An 18,532-nucleotide genomic window follows, 5' to 3' on the forward strand; every position below is an offset into this window, starting at 1 on the left:
ATGTCGCCCCACTCCGTGTACCAGCCGTAGTACAGGTTGAGGGATACTACGTCCGCGTACCCCAGCGCTTTATCCCTTGAGTGCGCGAGCGAGGCAAACGTGACAGGCCTGGAGGGGTCCAGCTGCTTCGCGTACTCGATCAGCTCCCCCACGAACCGCGCGGCCTCCTCCCAGTAGGTGGGCGGCTCGTTGGCGACGCTGTACATTATCACTGAAGGCCTGTTCCCGTGCTCCTCCACCATCTCTCTGATGACGGCTTTAGCCTTCTCGAGGATCCTCGGGTCCTTGAACCACTTCCTCGCCTCCTCCTGGTTCGGGAGCAGCCCGGGGAAGCCGGAGAGGCAGATCGTCGATTCAAGGATCACGAGGAAGCCCATCTCGTCGGCCAAGTCCAAGTGCTCCTCGCTGTACGGGTAGTGAGTCGTCCTGAAAGAGTTGGCTCCGAGCTTCTTCATGAGGTAGAAGTCCCTCACGAGAACGGCTCCGGGCACGTGCTTCCCCGTCCCCGGGTAATCCTCGTGCCTACCGAAACCCTTCAGGTAGACGGGCCTATCGTTCAGGTAGACGCGCCCACCTTCGACGCGCACGCTCCGGAAGCCGATCCTCTCCTCAACCGTATCGACGGGTTTACCGCCTTTCAGCAAGCTGACGCGGAGCGTGTAGAGGTTCGGCTCGTCCGGGGACCACGGCTTTACACCCTCGACTCTTCGATCGAGCGTTGCGATGCCTTCCCTGCAGCCGACCCTTTCCGAGAGCAGCAGGTCCCGCTTCTCGTCGTAGAGCTGTATGAGCACCTCCGCATCACCGCTACATACTTTCACGTTGACAGAGAGCCAGCCGCGGTGGTCGGTGCGCACCCTCACGGACTCTACGTACTCCCGCTCTGTGAACTCGACGTAGACGGGCCTGTAGATCCCCCCGTAGAGGTAGAAGTCGAAGGCTGTCCTGTTCGCGGAGAGAGCCGGCGGCAGCCTATCGAGGGCGGGGCGGTTATCGATCTTTACCACGAGCAAGTTCAGATCCCCGAACTTCACGGCGCTCGACGCGTTCAGCCTGAACTGCGTGTAAGACCCCTCATGCTCACCCAGGTACGCGCCGTTCAGCCAGACTTTCGCGTGGTAACCGGCCCCTTTGAAGACCAGCCAAGCCAGCTTTCCCCTCAGCATCTCGTCCACGTAGAAGCTCCTCGCGTACCACGCTACACCGCAGTAGGCATCCCACTCCGGGTTCTGCTCGTTCCACGATGATGGCACGTAAATGACGCTGGTAGCATCGAACCTCCTGTACCACCCCAGCCCCTCCCCCTCATCCGAGGGGTCGAGCTTAAACCTCCAGAAACCACTCAGATCCAGCTTAGGCCTGTAATCGACCTTCACATCCACCAGGAGGAGCACCGAGGTACTATAGCTTTCCGGCGAACCTGCGAAAACACCGGAGGCATCTGAGGGGGTTCAATTCGCGCAGTTGATGCTCTGAATGTTCAGCCTACAGTTTTAAACTGTATGGGGCGTGGTGGGGTGTGCTTAAGCGCAAGGGCAGGCTGGGCAGGAACGCTAAGTGGCTGCTCGTAACGGAGTTGGGCTGGTCGATCCCAATGCCCTCCGTCTTCTACTACCAAGCCCTCTACATGACGGCTTTGGGATTCCGGGAGGTTGAGTACGGGCTTCTGATGAGCGTTTCGAGGGGGTTCTCGATCCTGGCTCCTCTCACCGCCGTCCCCGTGGCATCCAGGCTGGGCTTCAAGAGGGCCTTCCTAGTGCTGGATTTGCTGGCGAACGTGGGCTTCCTCACCCCCCTCATCGTAGGAAGGCGCGAGCTCCTACCGTTGGCTTTCGTGGCCAGCTCGCTGCTCTCCGCTTCAGCCATCCTCTGGGAGGTGCTCCTCGTAACGGGTACCGACGAGGAGGCTCTGGTGACCGCTTACTCGGTACCGTCGGTGATCTACATCGCTGGCAGCTCGCTCCCGCCTTTGGCGGGGATGGTGATGGAGCGGATGGGGATCGTGGAGGGCTACAGGCTCGTCGCCTTCGCTGCTCTCGCCAGCTTCCTGGCCAAGACGGCCGTCCTCGCCCTCGCTCTGGAGGAGCCCCGCGAAGGAGCCCCTAGGGATGGTATAAGCCGGCCCAGCTTCACACGATCGATCAAGGCGGTTCTCTCGGATAGGAGCGCCAGCATGCTCCTGCTCTACTTCGTACTGTCCTCGATCCTCTACTCGGTCTTCGGCTACCTCTCCCTATACCTGCACGACGAGAGGGGGGCTAGGATGAGCGTCGAGGAGGTCGGCTTCGTCTCAACGATCTCATCGCTTGTTTCCCTGCTAGCCGTCCTAACGGTCACTGTGAGACCGCCCAACCCGCTCAGGTACCTGATCCTATCGGCCGCCGCGGGCTCGCTGGCGTACGCGCTCTTCTCGCTGTCGAGCGTGGTGCCCCAGCTCGCGTTTGCCGCTGCCGCGTTATCGGGGTTGCGCGGGGCTGAGTTCTCCGTTTCAAGGGCTCTGTTCATCGCCCTGCTGGGCGGGGGAGCCGTGGAGAGGGGGCACGCGATAACCCTCTCCTACACGCTCAGCAACGTCGTCAGCGTCCCAGCGCCAGTGCTAGCGGGGCTCCTCTACAGCTTCCACCCTGTCACCATCTGGCTTCTCGCACTGGCAGCCACGCTCACGCAGATCGCAACTCTAGCCATGCTTAGAAAGACGTGCCAGTGAACCCGGGATGCACTCGATTTCAGCGAGAATCGACCACCAGTCTCAAACGGCGAGGACCCCGCAGCCGGTAAGGAAAGCTCCCTGACGATTGTCGAACAGCGTTGCATCGCGGTGCGAACTTCTCGATTAGGGTCGCCCAGAGTGGGCAGGGGGGTCGCGCGCTCGATACGATGTGTGGGGAAGCGCTGGCGTAAGTTTCAAGGTTAAACCGGTAGCACAGCTACTCTAGGCCCCATTTGAGCTTGAACTTCGTTAGTAGGGCCGTAGCGATTGTCCAGGCAGCGAGGCTGGCTAGGGAGAGGGGGATTGGGTACGCGTGTGCCTGCATCGTTGCCGCTCTACCCAGGTCGACTAGGACGGTTGTCGGAACTGCTATGCAAGCTGCGCGTAAAGGTTCGGGGAGCATTAAAGGTGTGTAGTAGACGGGGGGCAGCATCGTTGTAAGAGTTGCCAGCGGGTTTGTTACGGCTGAAATGTTCATGGGGTTTTTCAGCCTCAAAACTATCGAGAGGGAGAGGAATAGACCTAGGAACATGCCCAGAATCGACAGGAGGATGACTAGAGCAAGACCCTGGAGGCTCACGCCGGTTAATGCGGCCAGTAGGAGGGCTAGGGGAAGCTCGCTGGCGAAGAAAGGTAGGAATACGCCGATCAGGGAGCCCAACATGTACTCTAGGGGGTTCAAGGGTGATGCAACCATCTTCTCGTATTCGAAGGATACCTTATCCCAACCGATGGATTGAGCTGCGATGTTCAAGCCTATGTTCCAGCCGCTTACCACTAGGAGGACTACCACCATGTGCTTTAAGGCTTCAACTCCTCCCCATAGACCGAAGATTGCTATAAGGCCCAGTGTAGCCACTACGGATTGCGCCAGCCACATCCACTGCCTCTTGAACAGCACAAACTGCCTAAAAGCTACGCCCTGGATCCTCCAAACCCACCCCATCTACCTCACCCTCACCGCGTGCAGGTAGATATCCTCCAGGTCAACTTCGCGCACCTCGTAGATGGTCAGCTTTAGCTCCCCGAGCAGGCTGAAAAGTTCGTCCCTCGCCTTCGCGTAGATCACCACCTTGTCGCCTAGATCGAGGTGCGGGAGGCCCTCTAGACTCCCGTTGCCTCTGTCAGCGATCGCTTTGTACCTCCAGGGAAACGCTTCAAGCAGAGCGGAGGGCTTTCCCGAGAGAACCGTCCTACCAGCGTTAATGAAGAAAACCTCATCAGCGGCTAGCTGAGCCTCAGATAGGTTGTGCGTAGTCATGAAAACCGTAGCGCCTTTCGCGGCCGCCCTCCTGATAACCCTGAGCACCTCGTACCTCCCCTCAACGTCTATACCCGTCGTCGGTTCATCCAGGAAGTAGACCTCTGCTGGCTCCGCTAGGACAGACGCGACGACAGCCCTCCTCTTTTCCCCACCGCTGAGCACCCACAACCTCCTACTCCTTATCTCCCAGAGACCCAACTCCTCTAGCCACTCCCGTGCGGCTCTTTTAGCTTCGAAGTAGCTAAACCCCCTAATCATGAGTGAAGCTACGACTAGTTCCTCCGGTGTCAAATCCCCGCTAACCCCGTAGCCCTGCGGCAGGTACGCCACTCTCCTCCTCACCTCCCGGAACTCCCTCACAACATCGAAGCCGCAAACTCGAGCCCAACCCTTGTCCGGCTTATAGTACGTTGTTAGAATCCTCGTCGTAGTAGTCTTACCGGCGCCGTTAGGTCCCGCAAGAACAGCTACGGATCCAGCTTTCACGGAGAGAGTTACCTCCCTAACCCCCCAAGTCTCACCAAACCGCTTACCCAACCCGACCGCTTCTACGCCCATCCTCACCGCACCCCTCAACCCGACTATACATATAAACTTTCCCTTACATAAAATCAGACTTATACAGGATGTAGCAATTTTTGCCCGATCGGGGCTGAGAATGGTCTCACCCAATCGATGGGCTTCAATCGGAAATGATATGATCGTCTATTCTGTGATTCTGTCTCGAAGTCCTTTCCTCGCTTGCCTCATGAATCGTTTTATAAGTATCAGGATTATTGAGGCTAATCGATGCTTATCGAAGAGTTGAAGGGCAGGTTCTTTGTTGTCGCGCATAGGGGGGCTAGCGGTTACGAGCCTGAGAATACTCTGAGGGCTGTTCGAAGAGCCATTGAGATCGGCGTTGACGCAGTGGAGGTCGACGTGAGAGTGAGCAAGGAGGGGGTACCCGTCGTGATCCACGATGATAGCTTGGATAGGACGACGAATGGTCGCGGGAGGGTACGTGATATGACCGTCGCTGAGCTGAGGAGGCTGGATGCTGGCAAAGGGGAGAGAATCCCGCTGCTCGAGGAGGTTCTCGATGAGGTGAAGGAGAGGGTTGCGCTCTTCCTCGAATTGAAGGAGATTGAGTCTGCAGAGCCGGCGCTTCACCTAGTGTTGGATCGCGGTATGCTCAATCAGGTGCTCTTCATCTCCTTTGACGCACAAACCTTATCCACCGTGAAGAGGGCGGAGCCGCGTGCGCATATCGGTCTCATCTACGCCAAACCGGGAGATGGGATTGTTGAAGCGAAGCGCTTAGGCTGCGAGTTCGTGCTCCCGCATTTCCGGCTGGCGACGGAGAAAGCCGTCGCTTTCGCCCACAGGATGAAGCTGATGGTTGTAGCCTGGACGGTGGACGACCCGGCGCTAGCGGCCGAGCTGAAGGGTAGGGGGGTGGACGGCGTCGCGTCAAACTACCCTGACCTGATCATTCCGCTCCGTGGGTACACTGGTACACCGATACATTGATATATTGGTACACCGCTTTCGCTCTTGATGGCGAAGAAGACCGTTGCGGTTACCGAGGAGACTTACAGGATCCTTGTAGAGTTGAAGCAGAAGATGGGTTGCAGAACGATGGATGAGACAGTGAGAAGGTTGGCGGAGCTCTCCAAAAAGGCTCTCGCCGTCGAAGCGTTGGAGCACGTGAGAAGCAAGCAGTTGAGCAGGGAGGAGGTTGAAGCTCTAGCGAAGCTGAGAGAGAGGCTGAGGGAGGAGGGTGTGTGGTTGAGAAGATCGTAGTCGATACGAACATCCTAATCGATGTCTTTGAGCGAGGGAACGAGAGGCTCCTGCTGAAACTCCTGGAGTTTGAGGTGTTTGTACCCTCCGTCGCCCTCTACGAGTACCTGTGGGGGTACCTCTACATCGGCCGCGACTACTTGAGGGAGAAGGAGCTAATCGAGAAACTCTTCACAGTTGTTTACCCCGACCAGCGGATCACGCTCAAGGCGATGGAACTGGACGTTCAACTCAGGAAGCAGGGCTTCTCAATCCCACAAGCTGACGTTCTAATCGCGGCAACCGCTCTCGCACTCGATGCCCCGCTACTCTCCAGAGACCTGGGGCACTACGAGAAGCTGAGGAACTTCGGGCTAAAAATCCTCACCGAACTGTAACCGCCTTCCAGCATCTGTTATAGAGGAAAACTGGTCCTGAAGAAGAGAAGCCTTAAATCAATAAGTGCTACCGGAACCTCGCGTCAGGCTACGCACTCGTCGAGGTGTTTTTCATGTAAACGCTTGAAGCGAGCTTAGCAGCTACGTAGCTGTAGCAGGGTGAGCCCGTGTGCTTTACCGATTTCTCCCCTATGATGTGCACCACCTCCACGTTCATCGCGGTGAGCGCGTCAGCGATGAACTGCCTGTGACAGTACTCGGGTTTCCCCTCCCTGCAGATGATCAACGGGGCCAAACCTTCAACAGCCATACCCCGTATCAGCGATAAGGCCCTGAGAGCTTGTGGCTCGGTCATCAGGTAGACCACGTACGACTGGAATGTTGGCGAGCTAGTGCACGTCACGGGCTCTGCAACCCTGTACCTCTTGCTTAATCCAAGCGCTCCCAGCTCGCCGAGCCAGACGTATGAGACCCCGATCCGCTCCAGCTCCGCTCTCAGGTTCTCACCGGTGTAGAAGCTGACGCTTGAGCGGGGGAACCTGCGCACGTCAACCACCACCCTGCAGCCGAGCCTTCCCACTATCTCGAGGAAGCGCTCAGGCTTTACACCCCCGTAACCGAGCGTGTACGCTCGCACCGCGTAGAAGCGGTACGGCTAGAAAAAGAGTTTCACTCCCGAGTAGCGCTCAACCGTAGAGGACTGCTCTTAGACCTTTGAAGCCGAAGGGTCTCAGCACGTACTCGTCGGTCCAGTGGGCTTCGTCGGTGAACGTCTCGGGGCCCGTCCACGCGGGGTCCCCGCCCGCGTAGTGGAGTGGCCCGAAGAGGTTCCTCAGCGTCCCGACGAGCACAACCCTAACATCGTTGACGCCCGGCTTCACTAAGCCAGTGACGTCCACTTCGAAGGGGGGTAGGAAGACCTCCCCTGCTCTGCCCCCGTTGACGTAGACCTCGGCTAGCGCGGCGTTCAACTCGCTGAACCTCAGCGTGACCCGCTTCGCGAGGCTTGGGAGCTCGAAGCTCCTCCTCAGCTCCACCGAGCCAGCGTAGAAGGGTAGGCCTTCGCGGCAGAGGTCGGAGGCGTCGACGATCCTCCTCTCCTCCACGATCCGCGAAGCCCCTCTAGGCCGCGGCTCCACTCCGAAGCTGCCGAAGATGTAGATGGGCTCCAGCTCCGGTTCAACACCGACCGTGCCCGACAGCTCGACCGTGTTCACCCCTTGGACCAGCAGGCTGGATGCATCAGCAACCCCAAAGCTCGGGTCGAACCAGCTCCTCTCCCAATCCGTCACCGGCTTACCGTTCACTTTAACATCGTAGAGGTGCGGCTGCTCCAGCACCAGTTTTGCGCCCGTAGAGGCGGGCTCGGCTAGGCACTCGAACTCGAACTTGAGAGCGAAGCGCGTACCAAGGCCCCTGGCCGAAATCAGCCTTTGCGCGCGCCAAACGGGTACAACATCGCTCCACGGTCCTCCGTCAACGCTGAACCTGCAGTAGTCCAGGACGAGCGCGTTGGGCTCCAGCCTCTTCAACTCCCAGCCGCTCTCTCCTATGGTCACCTCGAGCACCGGCTTGAGCTTGGGCTCCGGTGGCAGTGGTTCACCCCGGGTAAAGCGTATCAGGGCTGAGCCAATAGGAGGGAGCTCCAGCTCAACCCACGTCCTCCCTTCGCTCTCCCGCGCCCCGAGGTCGCGCACCTCGCCCGTGAACGCGTTCCAGAGCTCCGGCTTCCACGCTCCTTCAACGCCTATTCTCAAGCTCCTCGAGGCTGCTCTATCCGTGTTCGCCAGGAAGAGCAGCAACCCGTCGTCCAGCCCCCTTAAGTGGTAGAGGACAGAGCCCTCGGGGTCGCCCTCGATCAAAACGGGCCTCGGGACGCCTTTCAGAGCCTCCTCCAGCGAGCCCCTCTCCAAGGGTACGAGCTTCGCTTGGCTCACGAGGTCCTTTAGCTCGCTGGACGGCACGCCCTCAACCCTCTCGGGTGGGGTTCCCGCGAAGATGAGAGTGCCACCTGCCCTCGCGAACTCGGTGAGCAGCTTGAGGGTTGTGGAGGCGATTGTGACGCTCGGCGGCACTATCACCGCGTCGTACAGCGCCCTCCCCACCCTCAGCTTGCGCCCTTCGACAGACGCGTGTTTCGCCATGATCGTCTCGTCGCCCAGCTCGAAGTCGATGTGCAAGGCTAGCAGCTCCCTCAGCAGCTTCCCGAGGCTCTCGTCGAGCTCCGCAACCCTCTTCTCGGCCAACGGCGTGTAGAGAGCCCAAGCGCTCCCAATCGGGTGAACGACTAGTACGTTCGCCACCCTGACGCCCCGCGAGAGAGCGTAGCTGAGCCTGGCGAAGTAGTCCTCGATTAAGCGGTTGTACCTCCACCAGGGCTGAGCCCAGTGGAAGTTGAGGCCGTAATCCCGCTTCCGCCTCCCCCTCAGCGAGTAGGGGAGTAGGTGGTGGTTGAGGAGGTTGACGCCGAGCGCGTAGAGGAAGTCGCCGATCCACTTCCGGTCGGCGAAGGTGGGGTAGTTGCCGGTGCAGCCGTACGTCTCGCAGAGCACGCGCTCCCGCCCCAGCTGGTTGGCTACGCTCGCCACCTGCTTCGCGGTCAGCAGGCTGCCCCAGATCTGGAAGCCCAGGTGGTCGATCCCTGGCACGTGCTGGTACTCGTAGTGGGGCATCACTGCGCCCGCGCACTTCAACTGGCTCAGGAGGCTATCCTCCGCAAGGTAGTGGCCGGTGAACTTCAAGCCGTGCTTCTCGCACCACTCGTAGATCTGCCGGGAGAAGGCTTCGACGAACAGCAGCGTCACCGTTCTCCAGAAGTCGTACCGGGTCTTGAGGTAGTCCCCCAAGTCGAAGATGAGCTCCGGTAGCCTCCCCACGATGTCGTAACCGTTCAGCTCCCTAAACTTCTCCGGCAGCCTCCCGGTCCAGGGCAGGGAGACGGCTGGGAAACGGGGGCCGCGCGGCGGCAGCTGTACGCGGGGGTGGGGTCTGCTCGACTCGATGTTCGGCTCGTCCGTAAAGACCCCCGGTATCGTGCGCCCGAACTCCTCCCTGAACCTCAGGTACGGTTCGTAGGCCTCCTCGATGAACAGCTTCACGGCGCCCGGGTCTAGGAGGTCTACGTAGCAGAAGCCCTCGTACCAAGTCTCGCCCGGCTGCGCGACGTACTCGACGAACGTCAGGTACAGCGGAGCTTTCCCCGCTTCCCCGGCTTCCGCCCTCTCGTAGCGGATCGGCACACCCTTTTCGTCTAGGTGCACCCGGAAAGCGGCGACAACGCGTGGTCCGCTGAACGCCCTCTCCGACGCAACGGCGACGAGTGCTTTAGCCGCTGCTCCAGGGTCGCGTGCCGGCACGAGCCCTCCAGCGAAGCCTGAGGGCCATCTCAGCTCGTCGTACATCCAGATGTAAGCGCCCAACCGCTTCGCAGCCTCGACAGCAGCCCTGAAGGCCTCGAACCACTCTTCGCCCAGAAATGGGGTGACTAGCCCCTCCCTCGCGTGGAAGAACGCTCCGCCGAAGCCGGCGTCAACCATCCTGCTGACCTGCCTCGCCACCTCCTCCGGGTCCAGCTTATCGTTGATCGACCAGAAGGGGGCGCCCCGGTACTCCATCGGGGGTTCCGCGAAGAGTTTAGGGTCGAGCACGCAGCTCAAAGGGCACGGTAGTAAAAATGCCTTGCCGCTCAGCGTCCCTAAACCGAGCCGTGAATTCGGGTGCTCAAAGGCCAGGGTGCAGCTCGCTTGCTAGCGGCGCCTACCTTGCTGCCCGCATTCGATCAGGGGGAGCCAGCCGTTAGGCAGCTGCTTTTCGTTGGCGAACATGATGGGCGGACCCTTGGGTAGCGGGTTCGGGACCCTTACGGCGAAGTATCGCCCCTCGCCGCAGTAGCGGGAGACGTTGTGGAGCACGTGCGACCAGACGACGGTCTCGTTGGGCAGTATCCCTGCAACCGTGTTCCCGCTCACCTCTGCGTAGACTGCTTCCCCACTGGCCGTGACGATGCCGAACTCCACCGGCCAGGCGTAGTAGAAGGGGGCTACGCCGAAGTTCTTCACCACGACGTGTACACTCACGGAATCGCCCGGGAGAGGCTCGACGGAGGCGTAACACACAGCGAAGGTGTAGCCCATCCGCCGGGATGCTTCAGCTGCCCTTCTCAGCTCCGCCGATGTGTATGGATGGGAGAAGAGCCTGTCCATGAGTAGGTAGCTGGCGTGAGTAGCTTCAATGCACTGCATGAAGTGCTCGAACAGGTCGGCCCTCCTGAAGACGTCCGCTTGGATCTCCGGGCGGACTTCGCCCCCGATCGGTTCGGTCTTCCACCTTTCGGTCAACCCGGCCCTCCGTAGCTGGTTGTAGAAGTACCAGTCCACTTCCCCCAGCGTGGCGTAGGCGAAGGAATCGTCGTGGAAGCCTACGTTGTAGTCCCGCGTTACCCTGCTCGGGTAGCGAACCTGCAGCCTCGTCACGTTGAAGCTTCGATCGTAGGCCTCGAGCACAGCCCGCTGCGTTTCTTCGCTGGCGAACCACTCGTTATGCGGGTAGGTGTGCCACTCCCCCCAGAAGCCTAGAAGCCCGACCTGGATAAACGCTACCCTGGGGTCACCGTCGTACCTCCCACCCAGCTCCCGGATGAGCTCCACCATGAGCTTCACCATGCGAGGGTCATCGTAGTCAGGCGACAATCCGCCACCGTACTCATCGTACCTCCTCATCTCAACCCCCGCTTCAATCAAGCACCTGGGGACCCCCGTCGGCAGGCCGGGGTAGTCGAAGTAGAAGCGGAGTATCAGCTGGTGCCCTCGCCCCGCAACTTCGTTGAGAAGGTTCTCCAGGTGGGTGAAGTCGAAGTAGTACGCTGAGCCGTTGCACTTCACTACGCTGTTCACGGGGACGTACGCGAACTCCATAGAGTAGGGGAGGGGCGCGCGCCCCCTCAAAGCTCGCGCCGTTTCAACGAAGGGTACGAAACCCTTCAGCGGGTTGGCGAGTGGGACTTCCCCGAACGGGATGGTGTGCCAATCCCGCCCCGGAGGGGGTGAAGGGCGATCCCTCTCCGCGATCATACTCCTCCACTCTTCAGTGCGGCTTGAGGAGTAGAGAAGCCAGAAGGCCGCGGGCAAAACGATAACGGCTGGAAGGAGCAGTATCATAAGCTTCAGGAATCTCGAGGAGCCCCACTTGGCATGCACTGCTCATCTTGCCGGCGCGCGCTTTTCAAAGTATCGGGGGGAGACTTTAGCTACAGGGTTCGGGAAGCCCTGGTAGCGCTAGCGGTAAAAACCAGCTGAAGGGGTCCTAGGTGTGAGCGTGCGCTTAGCGTACATCGGCGTGCGCGAGAGCGCTTTGAAGGGGGTTGGGAGGCTCGTATGGTACCCCTTCGCGAGACTGGATCCCGCTGATGAGGAGGGGTGGTGCCTCCTAGTAGACTGCTTCGCCGCCGCGCTCGCGGGCTCATCGACTGCTAGGCTGCTGCTTTCGAGAAGGCTCGAAGTTTCCCGGCTCGAGCTGCATCCGCAGCCCCCCATAGACGCGCCAAGGCTTGAACCGGTATCCTGCGGGTGGGAGGTTTTGCAGGAGATCAAAACGCTCCGCGGTAGACCCGGTGGAGCATCGGTGGCTTTCTCACCCTTCGAGCCCGTCGATTACGCGGCCGTCAGGATGCTCGGATCAAGGTTGGCGCTCAGGAGAATTGAAGAGTTCTTTAAGAGCTTCGTTAAGCCGCACGAGATGGTAGAGGCGTTGCTCGATGCTGTGAAACCGGAAAGGTTGACCTACTGGGGGGTTCTGTACGTTCTGCTGCAAATCGACGAGAAGAGGCGCGCCTTCTTCATCTTCGGCGGGCAGAGAGTTAGATCCGCACTGCACGAGGCCTACCTGATGAGGGAGGATGTTTGGAGAAAGGTCTCGCGAGATTAGCTCCTACTTCGCGTAGAGCCAGCAGGCGACGCTGTGCCCGCGCCCCAGCTCGGTGAAGAAGGGCTCATCCCTCCTGCACTTCTCGGTCGCGAAGGGGCATCGCGGGTGGAAACGGCAGCCGGGCGGCACGTTGATGGGAGACGGGGGTTCTCCCTGCAGCCTCTCCTTCCTCCTATTCCTCAGCTTCGGGTTGGGTATAGGGACTGAGCTGAGCAGGTACCTCGTGTAGGGGTGGGCGGGGTTCTCGAAGACAGCTTCCACACCCCCTGTTTCGACGATCTTTCCCAGGTACATGACGGCAATCCTATCGCTCATGTAGTTGACCACGCCGATGTCGTGCGAGATGAAGAGGTAGGAGATCCCACGCTGAGCCTGCAGATCCTTCAGCATATTTAGGATCTGAGCTTGAACAGACACGTCGAGGGAGGACGTGGGCTCGTCGAGGACTATCAGCGAAGGTTTGAGGAGCAGCGCCCGCAGGATTGCAACGCGCTGCTTCTGGCCTCCGCTGAGCTCGTGCGGATACCTGAAGAGGTGCTCCTTTCCCAGGCCGACCAAGCTCAGCTGCTCAACGATGAAAGACTCCGGATCGTCGGGGAGCATACCGTGCTCGTTTAAGGGTTCGAGGAGGATCTCATAGATCGTCATTCGGGGGTTCAGCGACGTGTTCGGATCCTGGAACACCATCTGAGCCCTCCTCCTGAACTCCTTGAGCGCTCGCCCCTTCAGCTTTGTTACGTCCATCCCATCGAATAGCACCCTTCCCTCGGTCGGCTCGATCAGCAGGATTGAAAGTCGGCCCAACGTCGACTTCCCGCAGCCACTTTCGCCGACTAGACCCAGCGTCTCTCCCTGGCCTACTTCCAAGGTCACTCCGTCGACCGCCTTCAGAGTGCTGAACAGCGAGCCTCTAACACGGAAGTACTTTTTCACACCCTCTAACCTGAGGAGCGCCATGGCCATCACCTCCTGAGATGGAGCCAGCAATGCACGATGTGCCCATCAGCCAGCTGGAGAGCGCTCGGGAACTCTTTTTCGCAGACCTCCATTGCGTGGGGGCATCGAGGCGCAAACGGGCAGCCCGGTCCCATGTCGATCAAGTTGGGAACGGAACCGGGTATAGACTCAAGCCTCTTCACCCTTCTAGTGGGATCCGGTACGGCACGGAGCAGCATCTCCGTGTAGGGGTGGGACGGGCTCTCGAAGATCGTGAAGACATCGGCCGTTTCCACAACCCTCCCTCCGTACATTACGTAAACTCTATCGGCCACCTCTGCTACAACCCCCAAGTTGTGGGTGATCAAGATCACGCTCATCCCGTACTTCCTCCGCAGATCATCGAGCAGGTCCAGGATCTGCGCTTGGACGGTTACGTCCAGGTTCGTTGTAGGCTCGTCGGCGATCACGAGCTTGGGTTTGTTCGCAATCGCCGTAGCTATGACGACCCTCTGCCGCATCCCACCGCTCAGCTCGTGCGGGTAGCTCTTAACCCGCACCTCCGGGTTCGGGATGAGGACGTCCTTCAGGAGTCTGACGGCCTCCCTCCTCGCCTCTCCCTTCCCAACCCTCTGGTGCTCGAGTATAGTTTCAACGATGTGGTCGCCGGCGGTGTATAGGGGGTCCAGCGCGCTGCTGGGGTCCTGGAACACGTATGCTATCTCATACCCCCTGATCTCTCTAAGCTCCTCCTTGCTCAGCTTGACCAGATCCACGATCGTGCCGTCTTTCCTCTTGAACAGCACGCTCCCCGCTTCCACTCTACCCGGAGGTTCGATGAGGCCTGTCAGCGCCCTCGTGAAGACGCTCTTACCGCTGCCCGTCTCGCCCACGATGGCCACGGTCTCGCCCTCGTAGACGTCCAAGTAGGCTTCGGTGACCGCGTGGACGGTGCCCGCGTAAGTATAGAAGCGGACTGTCAGCCCGCGAGCCCTAAGAACCTGATTATCCGGCATCTCAGCCATGGTCGCCACCTACAACTTCGCCTTCAGCTCGATCGACCTCCTCGTCTTGGGGTCGAACACGTCTCGGAGAGCGTCGCCCAGCATGTTCCACCCAAGCGAGATCAGCAGCAGGGCGAAACCGGCCTCCACCACGATCCACCAGCTCCTCTCGGGGAAGTACTGGCCGGCCATCGAGATGAGGAGGCCAAGGTCGGGCACCGGCGGCTGGGCTCCCAAGCCTAGGAAGGAGAGAGCAGCTGAGGAGAGAGCTGCTGTGGCCATGTCGAAGGTGAACATAACGAGCAGCGGTGAGGAGATGTTCGGCAGTACGTGCTTCATGAGGATCCTCCACGTTGAAAGGCCTAGAGCCCTCGCAGCCTCGATGAAGCCCTGCTCCCTCAGCGTCAGCACCGAGCCCCTCACAACCCTTGCGTACGGCGGCCACCAGACCAGTATGAGGGCTACGAAGAGGGAAAGGATGTTCGCGATGTTCGGCGCGTCGGCCGGGTTCAGCGCGAAAAGGGCGGCCAGGATTGTGGTAAGCGCCGCGTTAGACACCAGGACGTTCCTGAGGGATATGCGCAGCGTAAGGCTGAAGGCGATCGCAAGCACGAGGCCGGGGAAGGCGAGCATCATGTCGGTGAACCTCATGATCGCCTCGTCGATGAAGCCGCCGAAGTAGCCCGAGATCAGGCCTAGGATCACGCCGAGAGCGGCGCTGGCCACCACGATGATGAAACTCATGACCAACGCGATCCGGAAGCCCCTCATGATGAGGGAGAGGATGTCGCGCCCATAGACGTCCGTTCCGCTCAGGGGCATCCCGCTGCAGTCGTTCAAGCAGGGGGGATGCGGCAGCCTGCCCGCGAGAGCGGGGTTCTTCAAAACGGGGTACGTGTCGTAGGGTTCCCAGGCGAGAGCCGGTCCGAAGATGGCGAGGAAGGTGGTAGCGAGCACCAGCACCAGGCCGGCGGCACCCGTCTTGGAGGTCGTCAGCGCGTACAGCGTGAGCTTCATCTCCTGCAGCTTGGATTTGTTTCTCTCCAGCCAGCCTGGGCTGAACCTCTCCCTGAGCTCAGCGTACTTATTCAAAAGCATGACGGAGGACTTGTACAGGATGTTCATGCAGCCCACCTAGTACCTCACTCTCGGGTCAACCAGCGCGTAAACGATGTCGACAACGAGGTTCATAACGATGTAGACCAGGGAGAACAGGAAGGTCCCCGCGATGATGACGGGGAAGTTGAGGCGGGAGATCCCCTGGTATATGTACCTGCCCACGCCCGGTATGTTGAACACAGTTTCGGCGATTATCGCCCCCGTCAGCAAGCCGGCGAAGTGGAGGCCCAGTATGGTCACGATGGGGGCGAAGCCGTTCTTCAACGCGTGCCTCCAAACCCTCAGATCGGATAACCCCCGCGCCCTAGCGAAGAGAATCGAATCGGAGCTCAGCGCGTCGAGGAGGCTGTTCCTTACCACCCTCGCCAGGAAGCCAGCTGAGAGTACGCCGAGCGCGAACCCCGGAAGCCACATCCTCGCGAAGGTGTCCGAAACCACGTTCAACTCACCGCACATCAGTGCACCAAATATCGGGACCTGACCGAGAGCCCAAGCGACGTAGCCGATTACAGGAACACCATCTCTAAACCCTTCCAGCGTGAGAGCGCAGGAGCGCGAGAACATTGGGACGCCGGCCATCAAAGAAGCTCTCACTTGAACGTAGAAGATGAGGATCAGGAAGTAGTAGAGCACGAACCCCGGTATCGAGCTCCCGACGAGTGCGAAGAGCCTCACGAAGAGGTCGATGAAACTGTCGCGCTTAGCGGCTGCTACAATCCCCAGCGGAATACCGATCAGCACCGTGAACGCAAACGCGAATATGGCCAACTCCACCGTTATGGGGAAGCGGTCGGCCACCTGCTTTACCACGAGCTCACCCCTCGTCGGATCCTTCAGCTGCCCCGTTACCAACTGGTAAACTAGGAAGCTGAACTGCTCGTACCACGGCGCATCGAACTTGTACTCCTTCCTCAGCTGCTCCAGCGTTTCAGGGTTGAGCAGCTTTTCCCCGACCCATGCCCTGACGGGATCCGTCGGGATCACGTAGGCTATTAAGTAGGTGATCAGGAGCGCACCGATAACGCTCGGGATGAAGGTGACTGTCCGTCTGATAAGAAAACTGGTTAATCCCATGCTTTACCACCAAAAAAGAAGAATTCGAAAATCACCACGCCACTATCACGGCTTAAATCCATAGAGCTCCTGCCACAGCGTAGCGTTCCAGTAGTACGGGTTGTACTTGAGCAGTATGTAGCTGTCCTCCTTGTAGTCCGCTACGTAGTAAGGTCCTGTTGAAATAGGCTTCGTAGAGAGCAGCTTGAAGACAGCGTCGTCGGTGCCCGGCTTCACGTACCTTGCCCACGCCGAGGGATCTCTCCCGTTGTTCGAGGCAGCCAAGGCTGCGGCGTACTGATCACCCAACGCGTACTGCATCGGGAAGATGGAGCCCACACCTGTCACGAAGATTTGAAGTATCGGTACGTATGGGAATCTCAGCTTGAACCTCACGACACCTGCTGTTGGTCCAGAATACCCGAAGAAGTTGAGAAGGCCCTCCAAACTCGTTATTTCAGCGCTTCTGCCGCGGAAACTCGTCACGAGCCCTTTGCTCTTAGCTATGCTGTCTAGCTCAGCCTCCGTCATGACGCTGGAGGCGTTAACGTCGATAAACTCGTCGATCATCCACTGCGGCCCGCCAGGCAGATTGGCTCTCACAGCCCTCCACACGCTGAACAGGGCATCTACGGCGGTGATCGGGTAGGTCTTGTTGTTCCACGGGTCGTATGCCACCACATTACCCCTGATAACGAAGTAGAGCTCCGTCATGTTCTTGCTGAAGGCCCACGCTACTGCAAGCTCGGGTATTGGCTCTGTGTCCTCCTTCCATAGGGTCACAAGGCGCCCGTAGACGTGCCAGAAGATCTCCCAGCCGAACGACTCGTAGGATTTCGCCGGGTCAAACGTGTCAGGCCAGCCGATCGTACCTATAACCATGGTTTCAGGATCATTCTTTATGCCGAGAATGCCCGTATCGACAACCGGAGCCTTCCGGTCCTCGTAGACGAGGTCGTAGCGAGCGAACGTGGATAGTGGGTAGTACATCCCGTAGACCCAGCTGCCATAGTTCTCGCCCCTGATGTTCTGGCCCAACATTATCAGCGTGCACTCCCTGTTGAACTTGATGACTGCCGCCTGTATCACAGCTTCTCTTACATCAGGCTCGACGATTTTCTGCGAGGCCTTGCAGAGAGCGCTTAGGACTATATCCTTCAGGCCGCCTGCGCCGAGGGTCACCATGCTCACAGGGTTCTCCCAGTTGGCCTTAGTAGCGCTCCAGTCAACACTGTAGCTCACCACTATTAAGGGCTTGTTCGTCGGCCCCGTGTATGTGGCCCCCGTGCCCTTGGGGCCGACCACGACGATGAAGCGCTCCGTCTCAATGGCTTCTTCAACCGAGGCGAGGAGGTTCTTCACATCGGCCGGAGCCACGTTAGCTCGGTAATCGATCGCTTCAAATACACCGCCGCCATAGACGAAAGGCATCAGGTAGTTGTCGGGGTCGAGGTAGTCAGGGATCCAGCCTAATAGCATCACGTCGTACTGGAAGTGGTCCACGAGCTCGAGGTACTTAGGCCACGCGTAGGCTTCGACGACGACCTTAAAGCCCAGCTCACCCCACGATTGCTGTAGCAGCGCTGCGATCTGCTGCCGAGCAGTATTACCTTCGTTGTAGATGATGGTGATCGTATACTTGCTAGGATCGAAGCCCTTAGCCCTTAAGGAGTCGATGATCTCCTTGGCCTTTGTCATGTTGTACTCAAACTTTGTAATCCCAAACTCGGTGTATCCCGTCAATCCCCTGGGTACAATGGTGTAAAGCCTCGTGTACAGCCTGTTAAACACCTGGTTTAAAATCACGTCGTAGGGTGTGGCGTAAGCCAGGGCTAAGCGAACTTCCCGAATATTGAGCGGCTCCCTCATCGGGTTCAAACCTATATACTGTATCGTCAGGCCCGGCCGATCCGGCCTCCGCACGAGACGAAGCGTGAAGTTACCAACGGGAGTGTTGTTCACGTCGGGCCAGCGCGCGGGCGTTACAGCTGCGATGTCGAAAACACCCGTCTTGTACATATTGATCCTCGTACCTTCATCGTTCACTACGACGTAGAGGATTGCCTTGTGGAAGGGGGGCTTCACAACAGGTTGCTTCTCAACTAGCGGCGAGGAAGGAGCCACCGGTTTTTGGAGGAACATTAAAGCAGCAACTGCCGCAATCGCGATGAGGATTACAGCTGCAGCGACCAAGATTAAACTTCGCTTACCCTGATTCTGCATCACAGCTTCTACAGCAACCCCTTTAAAAATCTTGCTTTCTATAACGAAAGTGGCCTTTTGGGCTAAATTTTCTTTAATACTATCAACCATATCGTTACTTATAAGCTTACTCCTATATTTTAAAACTAGAAAAAGAAAA

General features: G+C 58.9%; 16 protein-coding genes. 5 read left to right on the top strand and 11 right to left on the bottom strand.

The annotated features are described in order from the left end of the window. On the bottom strand, positions 1–1,394 hold a 1,394-nt coding region (locus tag QXF46_06015), incomplete at its 3' end, for a glycoside hydrolase family 2 TIM barrel-domain containing protein (protein ID MEM0226414.1). A gap of 125 nt (positions 1,395–1,519) precedes the next feature. On the opposite strand from QXF46_06015, the gene QXF46_06020 reads away from it, so the two are divergent. Then, positions 1,520–2,707 carry an MFS transporter gene (locus QXF46_06020; protein ID MEM0226415.1) on the top strand — a complete coding sequence of 396 codons (1,188 nt, stop codon included), beginning with the start codon at positions 1,520–1,522 and terminating at the stop codon, positions 2,705–2,707. Positions 2,708–2,927: 220 nt separating this feature from the next. On the opposite strand, the gene QXF46_06025 is transcribed toward QXF46_06020, so the two are convergent. Beyond that, the gene (locus tag QXF46_06025; GenBank protein ID MEM0226416.1) at positions 2,928–3,656 is read right to left on the bottom strand and encodes an ABC transporter permease; all 729 of its coding nucleotides are present in this window, start codon (positions 3,654–3,656) and stop codon (positions 2,928–2,930) included. Next, positions 3,657–4,532: an ABC transporter ATP-binding protein gene (locus tag QXF46_06030; GenBank protein MEM0226417.1), complete on the bottom strand. Its 876-nt coding sequence runs from the start codon at positions 4,530–4,532 to the stop codon at positions 3,657–3,659. Between the two features lie 231 nt (positions 4,533–4,763). Here QXF46_06030 and QXF46_06035 point away from each other — a divergent pair, with 231 nt between their 5' ends. Genes QXF46_06035 through QXF46_06045 form a run of 3 tightly spaced genes read left to right on the top strand, consistent with a single transcriptional unit; the run spans position 4,764 to position 6,136 of the window. Beyond that, positions 4,764–5,486, top strand: a complete 723-nt coding sequence (locus tag QXF46_06035) for a glycerophosphodiester phosphodiesterase family protein (GenBank protein ID MEM0226418.1) — start codon at positions 4,764–4,766, stop codon at positions 5,484–5,486. Positions 5,487–5,513: 27 nt separating this feature from the next. Further along, on the top strand, positions 5,514–5,759 hold the full coding sequence (locus QXF46_06040; protein MEM0226419.1) for a hypothetical protein: 246 nt from the start codon (positions 5,514–5,516) through the stop codon (positions 5,757–5,759). Next, positions 5,741–6,136, top strand: a complete 396-nt coding sequence (locus tag QXF46_06045) for a type II toxin-antitoxin system VapC family toxin (protein ID MEM0226420.1) — start codon at positions 5,741–5,743, stop codon at positions 6,134–6,136. The genes QXF46_06040 and QXF46_06045 overlap by 19 nt, the downstream gene beginning before the upstream one ends. Positions 6,137–6,224: 88 nt before the next feature. On the opposite strand, the gene QXF46_06050 is transcribed toward QXF46_06045, so the two are convergent. The 3 genes from QXF46_06050 to QXF46_06060 form a co-directional block, all read right to left on the bottom strand. Beyond that, a complete protein-coding gene (locus QXF46_06050) occupies positions 6,225–6,773 on the bottom strand; it encodes a DUF488 family protein (GenBank protein MEM0226421.1) in 549 nt (182 codons plus the stop codon). Positions 6,774–6,822: 49 nt separating this feature from the next. Then, positions 6,823–9,783, bottom strand: a complete 2,961-nt coding sequence (locus QXF46_06055; protein MEM0226422.1) for a glycosyl hydrolase — start codon at positions 9,781–9,783, stop codon at positions 6,823–6,825. A 99-nt stretch (positions 9,784–9,882) separates the two neighbouring features. Next, complete coding sequence (locus QXF46_06060; protein MEM0226423.1) at positions 9,883–11,331, bottom strand: DUF4832 domain-containing protein; 1,449 nt, start codon at positions 11,329–11,331, stop codon at positions 9,883–9,885. 112 nt (positions 11,332–11,443) lie between these two features. Here QXF46_06060 and QXF46_06065 point away from each other — a divergent pair, with 112 nt between their 5' ends. Further along, entirely contained in the window at positions 11,444–12,058 is a 615-nt protein-coding gene (locus tag QXF46_06065) for a hypothetical protein (GenBank protein MEM0226424.1), read from the top strand. Between the two features lie 3 nt (positions 12,059–12,061). Here the strand turns inward: QXF46_06065 and QXF46_06070 are convergent, their stop codons facing one another. From QXF46_06070 to QXF46_06090, 5 genes are read right to left on the bottom strand one after another with little or no spacing between them, the layout of a single operon-like run. Beyond that, entirely contained in the window at positions 12,062–13,015 is a 954-nt protein-coding gene (locus tag QXF46_06070; protein ID MEM0226425.1) for an ABC transporter ATP-binding protein, read from the bottom strand. Positions 13,016–13,020: 5 nt separating this feature from the next. Beyond that, positions 13,021–14,019, bottom strand: a complete 999-nt coding sequence (locus QXF46_06075) for an ABC transporter ATP-binding protein (GenBank protein ID MEM0226426.1) — start codon at positions 14,017–14,019, stop codon at positions 13,021–13,023. Between the two features lie 9 nt (positions 14,020–14,028). Beyond that, positions 14,029–15,123: an ABC transporter permease gene (locus QXF46_06080; GenBank protein MEM0226427.1), complete on the bottom strand. Its 1,095-nt coding sequence runs from the start codon at positions 15,121–15,123 to the stop codon at positions 14,029–14,031. Between the two features lie 9 nt (positions 15,124–15,132). Beyond that, positions 15,133–16,191, bottom strand: coding sequence for an ABC transporter permease (locus QXF46_06085; protein ID MEM0226428.1), 1,059 nt, complete (start codon positions 16,189–16,191; stop codon positions 15,133–15,135). 45 nt (positions 16,192–16,236) lie between these two features. Continuing rightward, on the bottom strand, positions 16,237–18,393 hold the full coding sequence (locus QXF46_06090; protein MEM0226429.1) for an ABC transporter substrate-binding protein: 2,157 nt from the start codon (positions 18,391–18,393) through the stop codon (positions 16,237–16,239). Positions 18,394–18,532 lie beyond the last annotated feature (139 nt).

The sequence above is a fragment of the Thermofilaceae archaeon genome (assembly GCA_038731975.1).
Lineage (GTDB): Archaea > Thermoproteota > Thermoprotei > Thermofilales > Thermofilaceae > JANXEW01.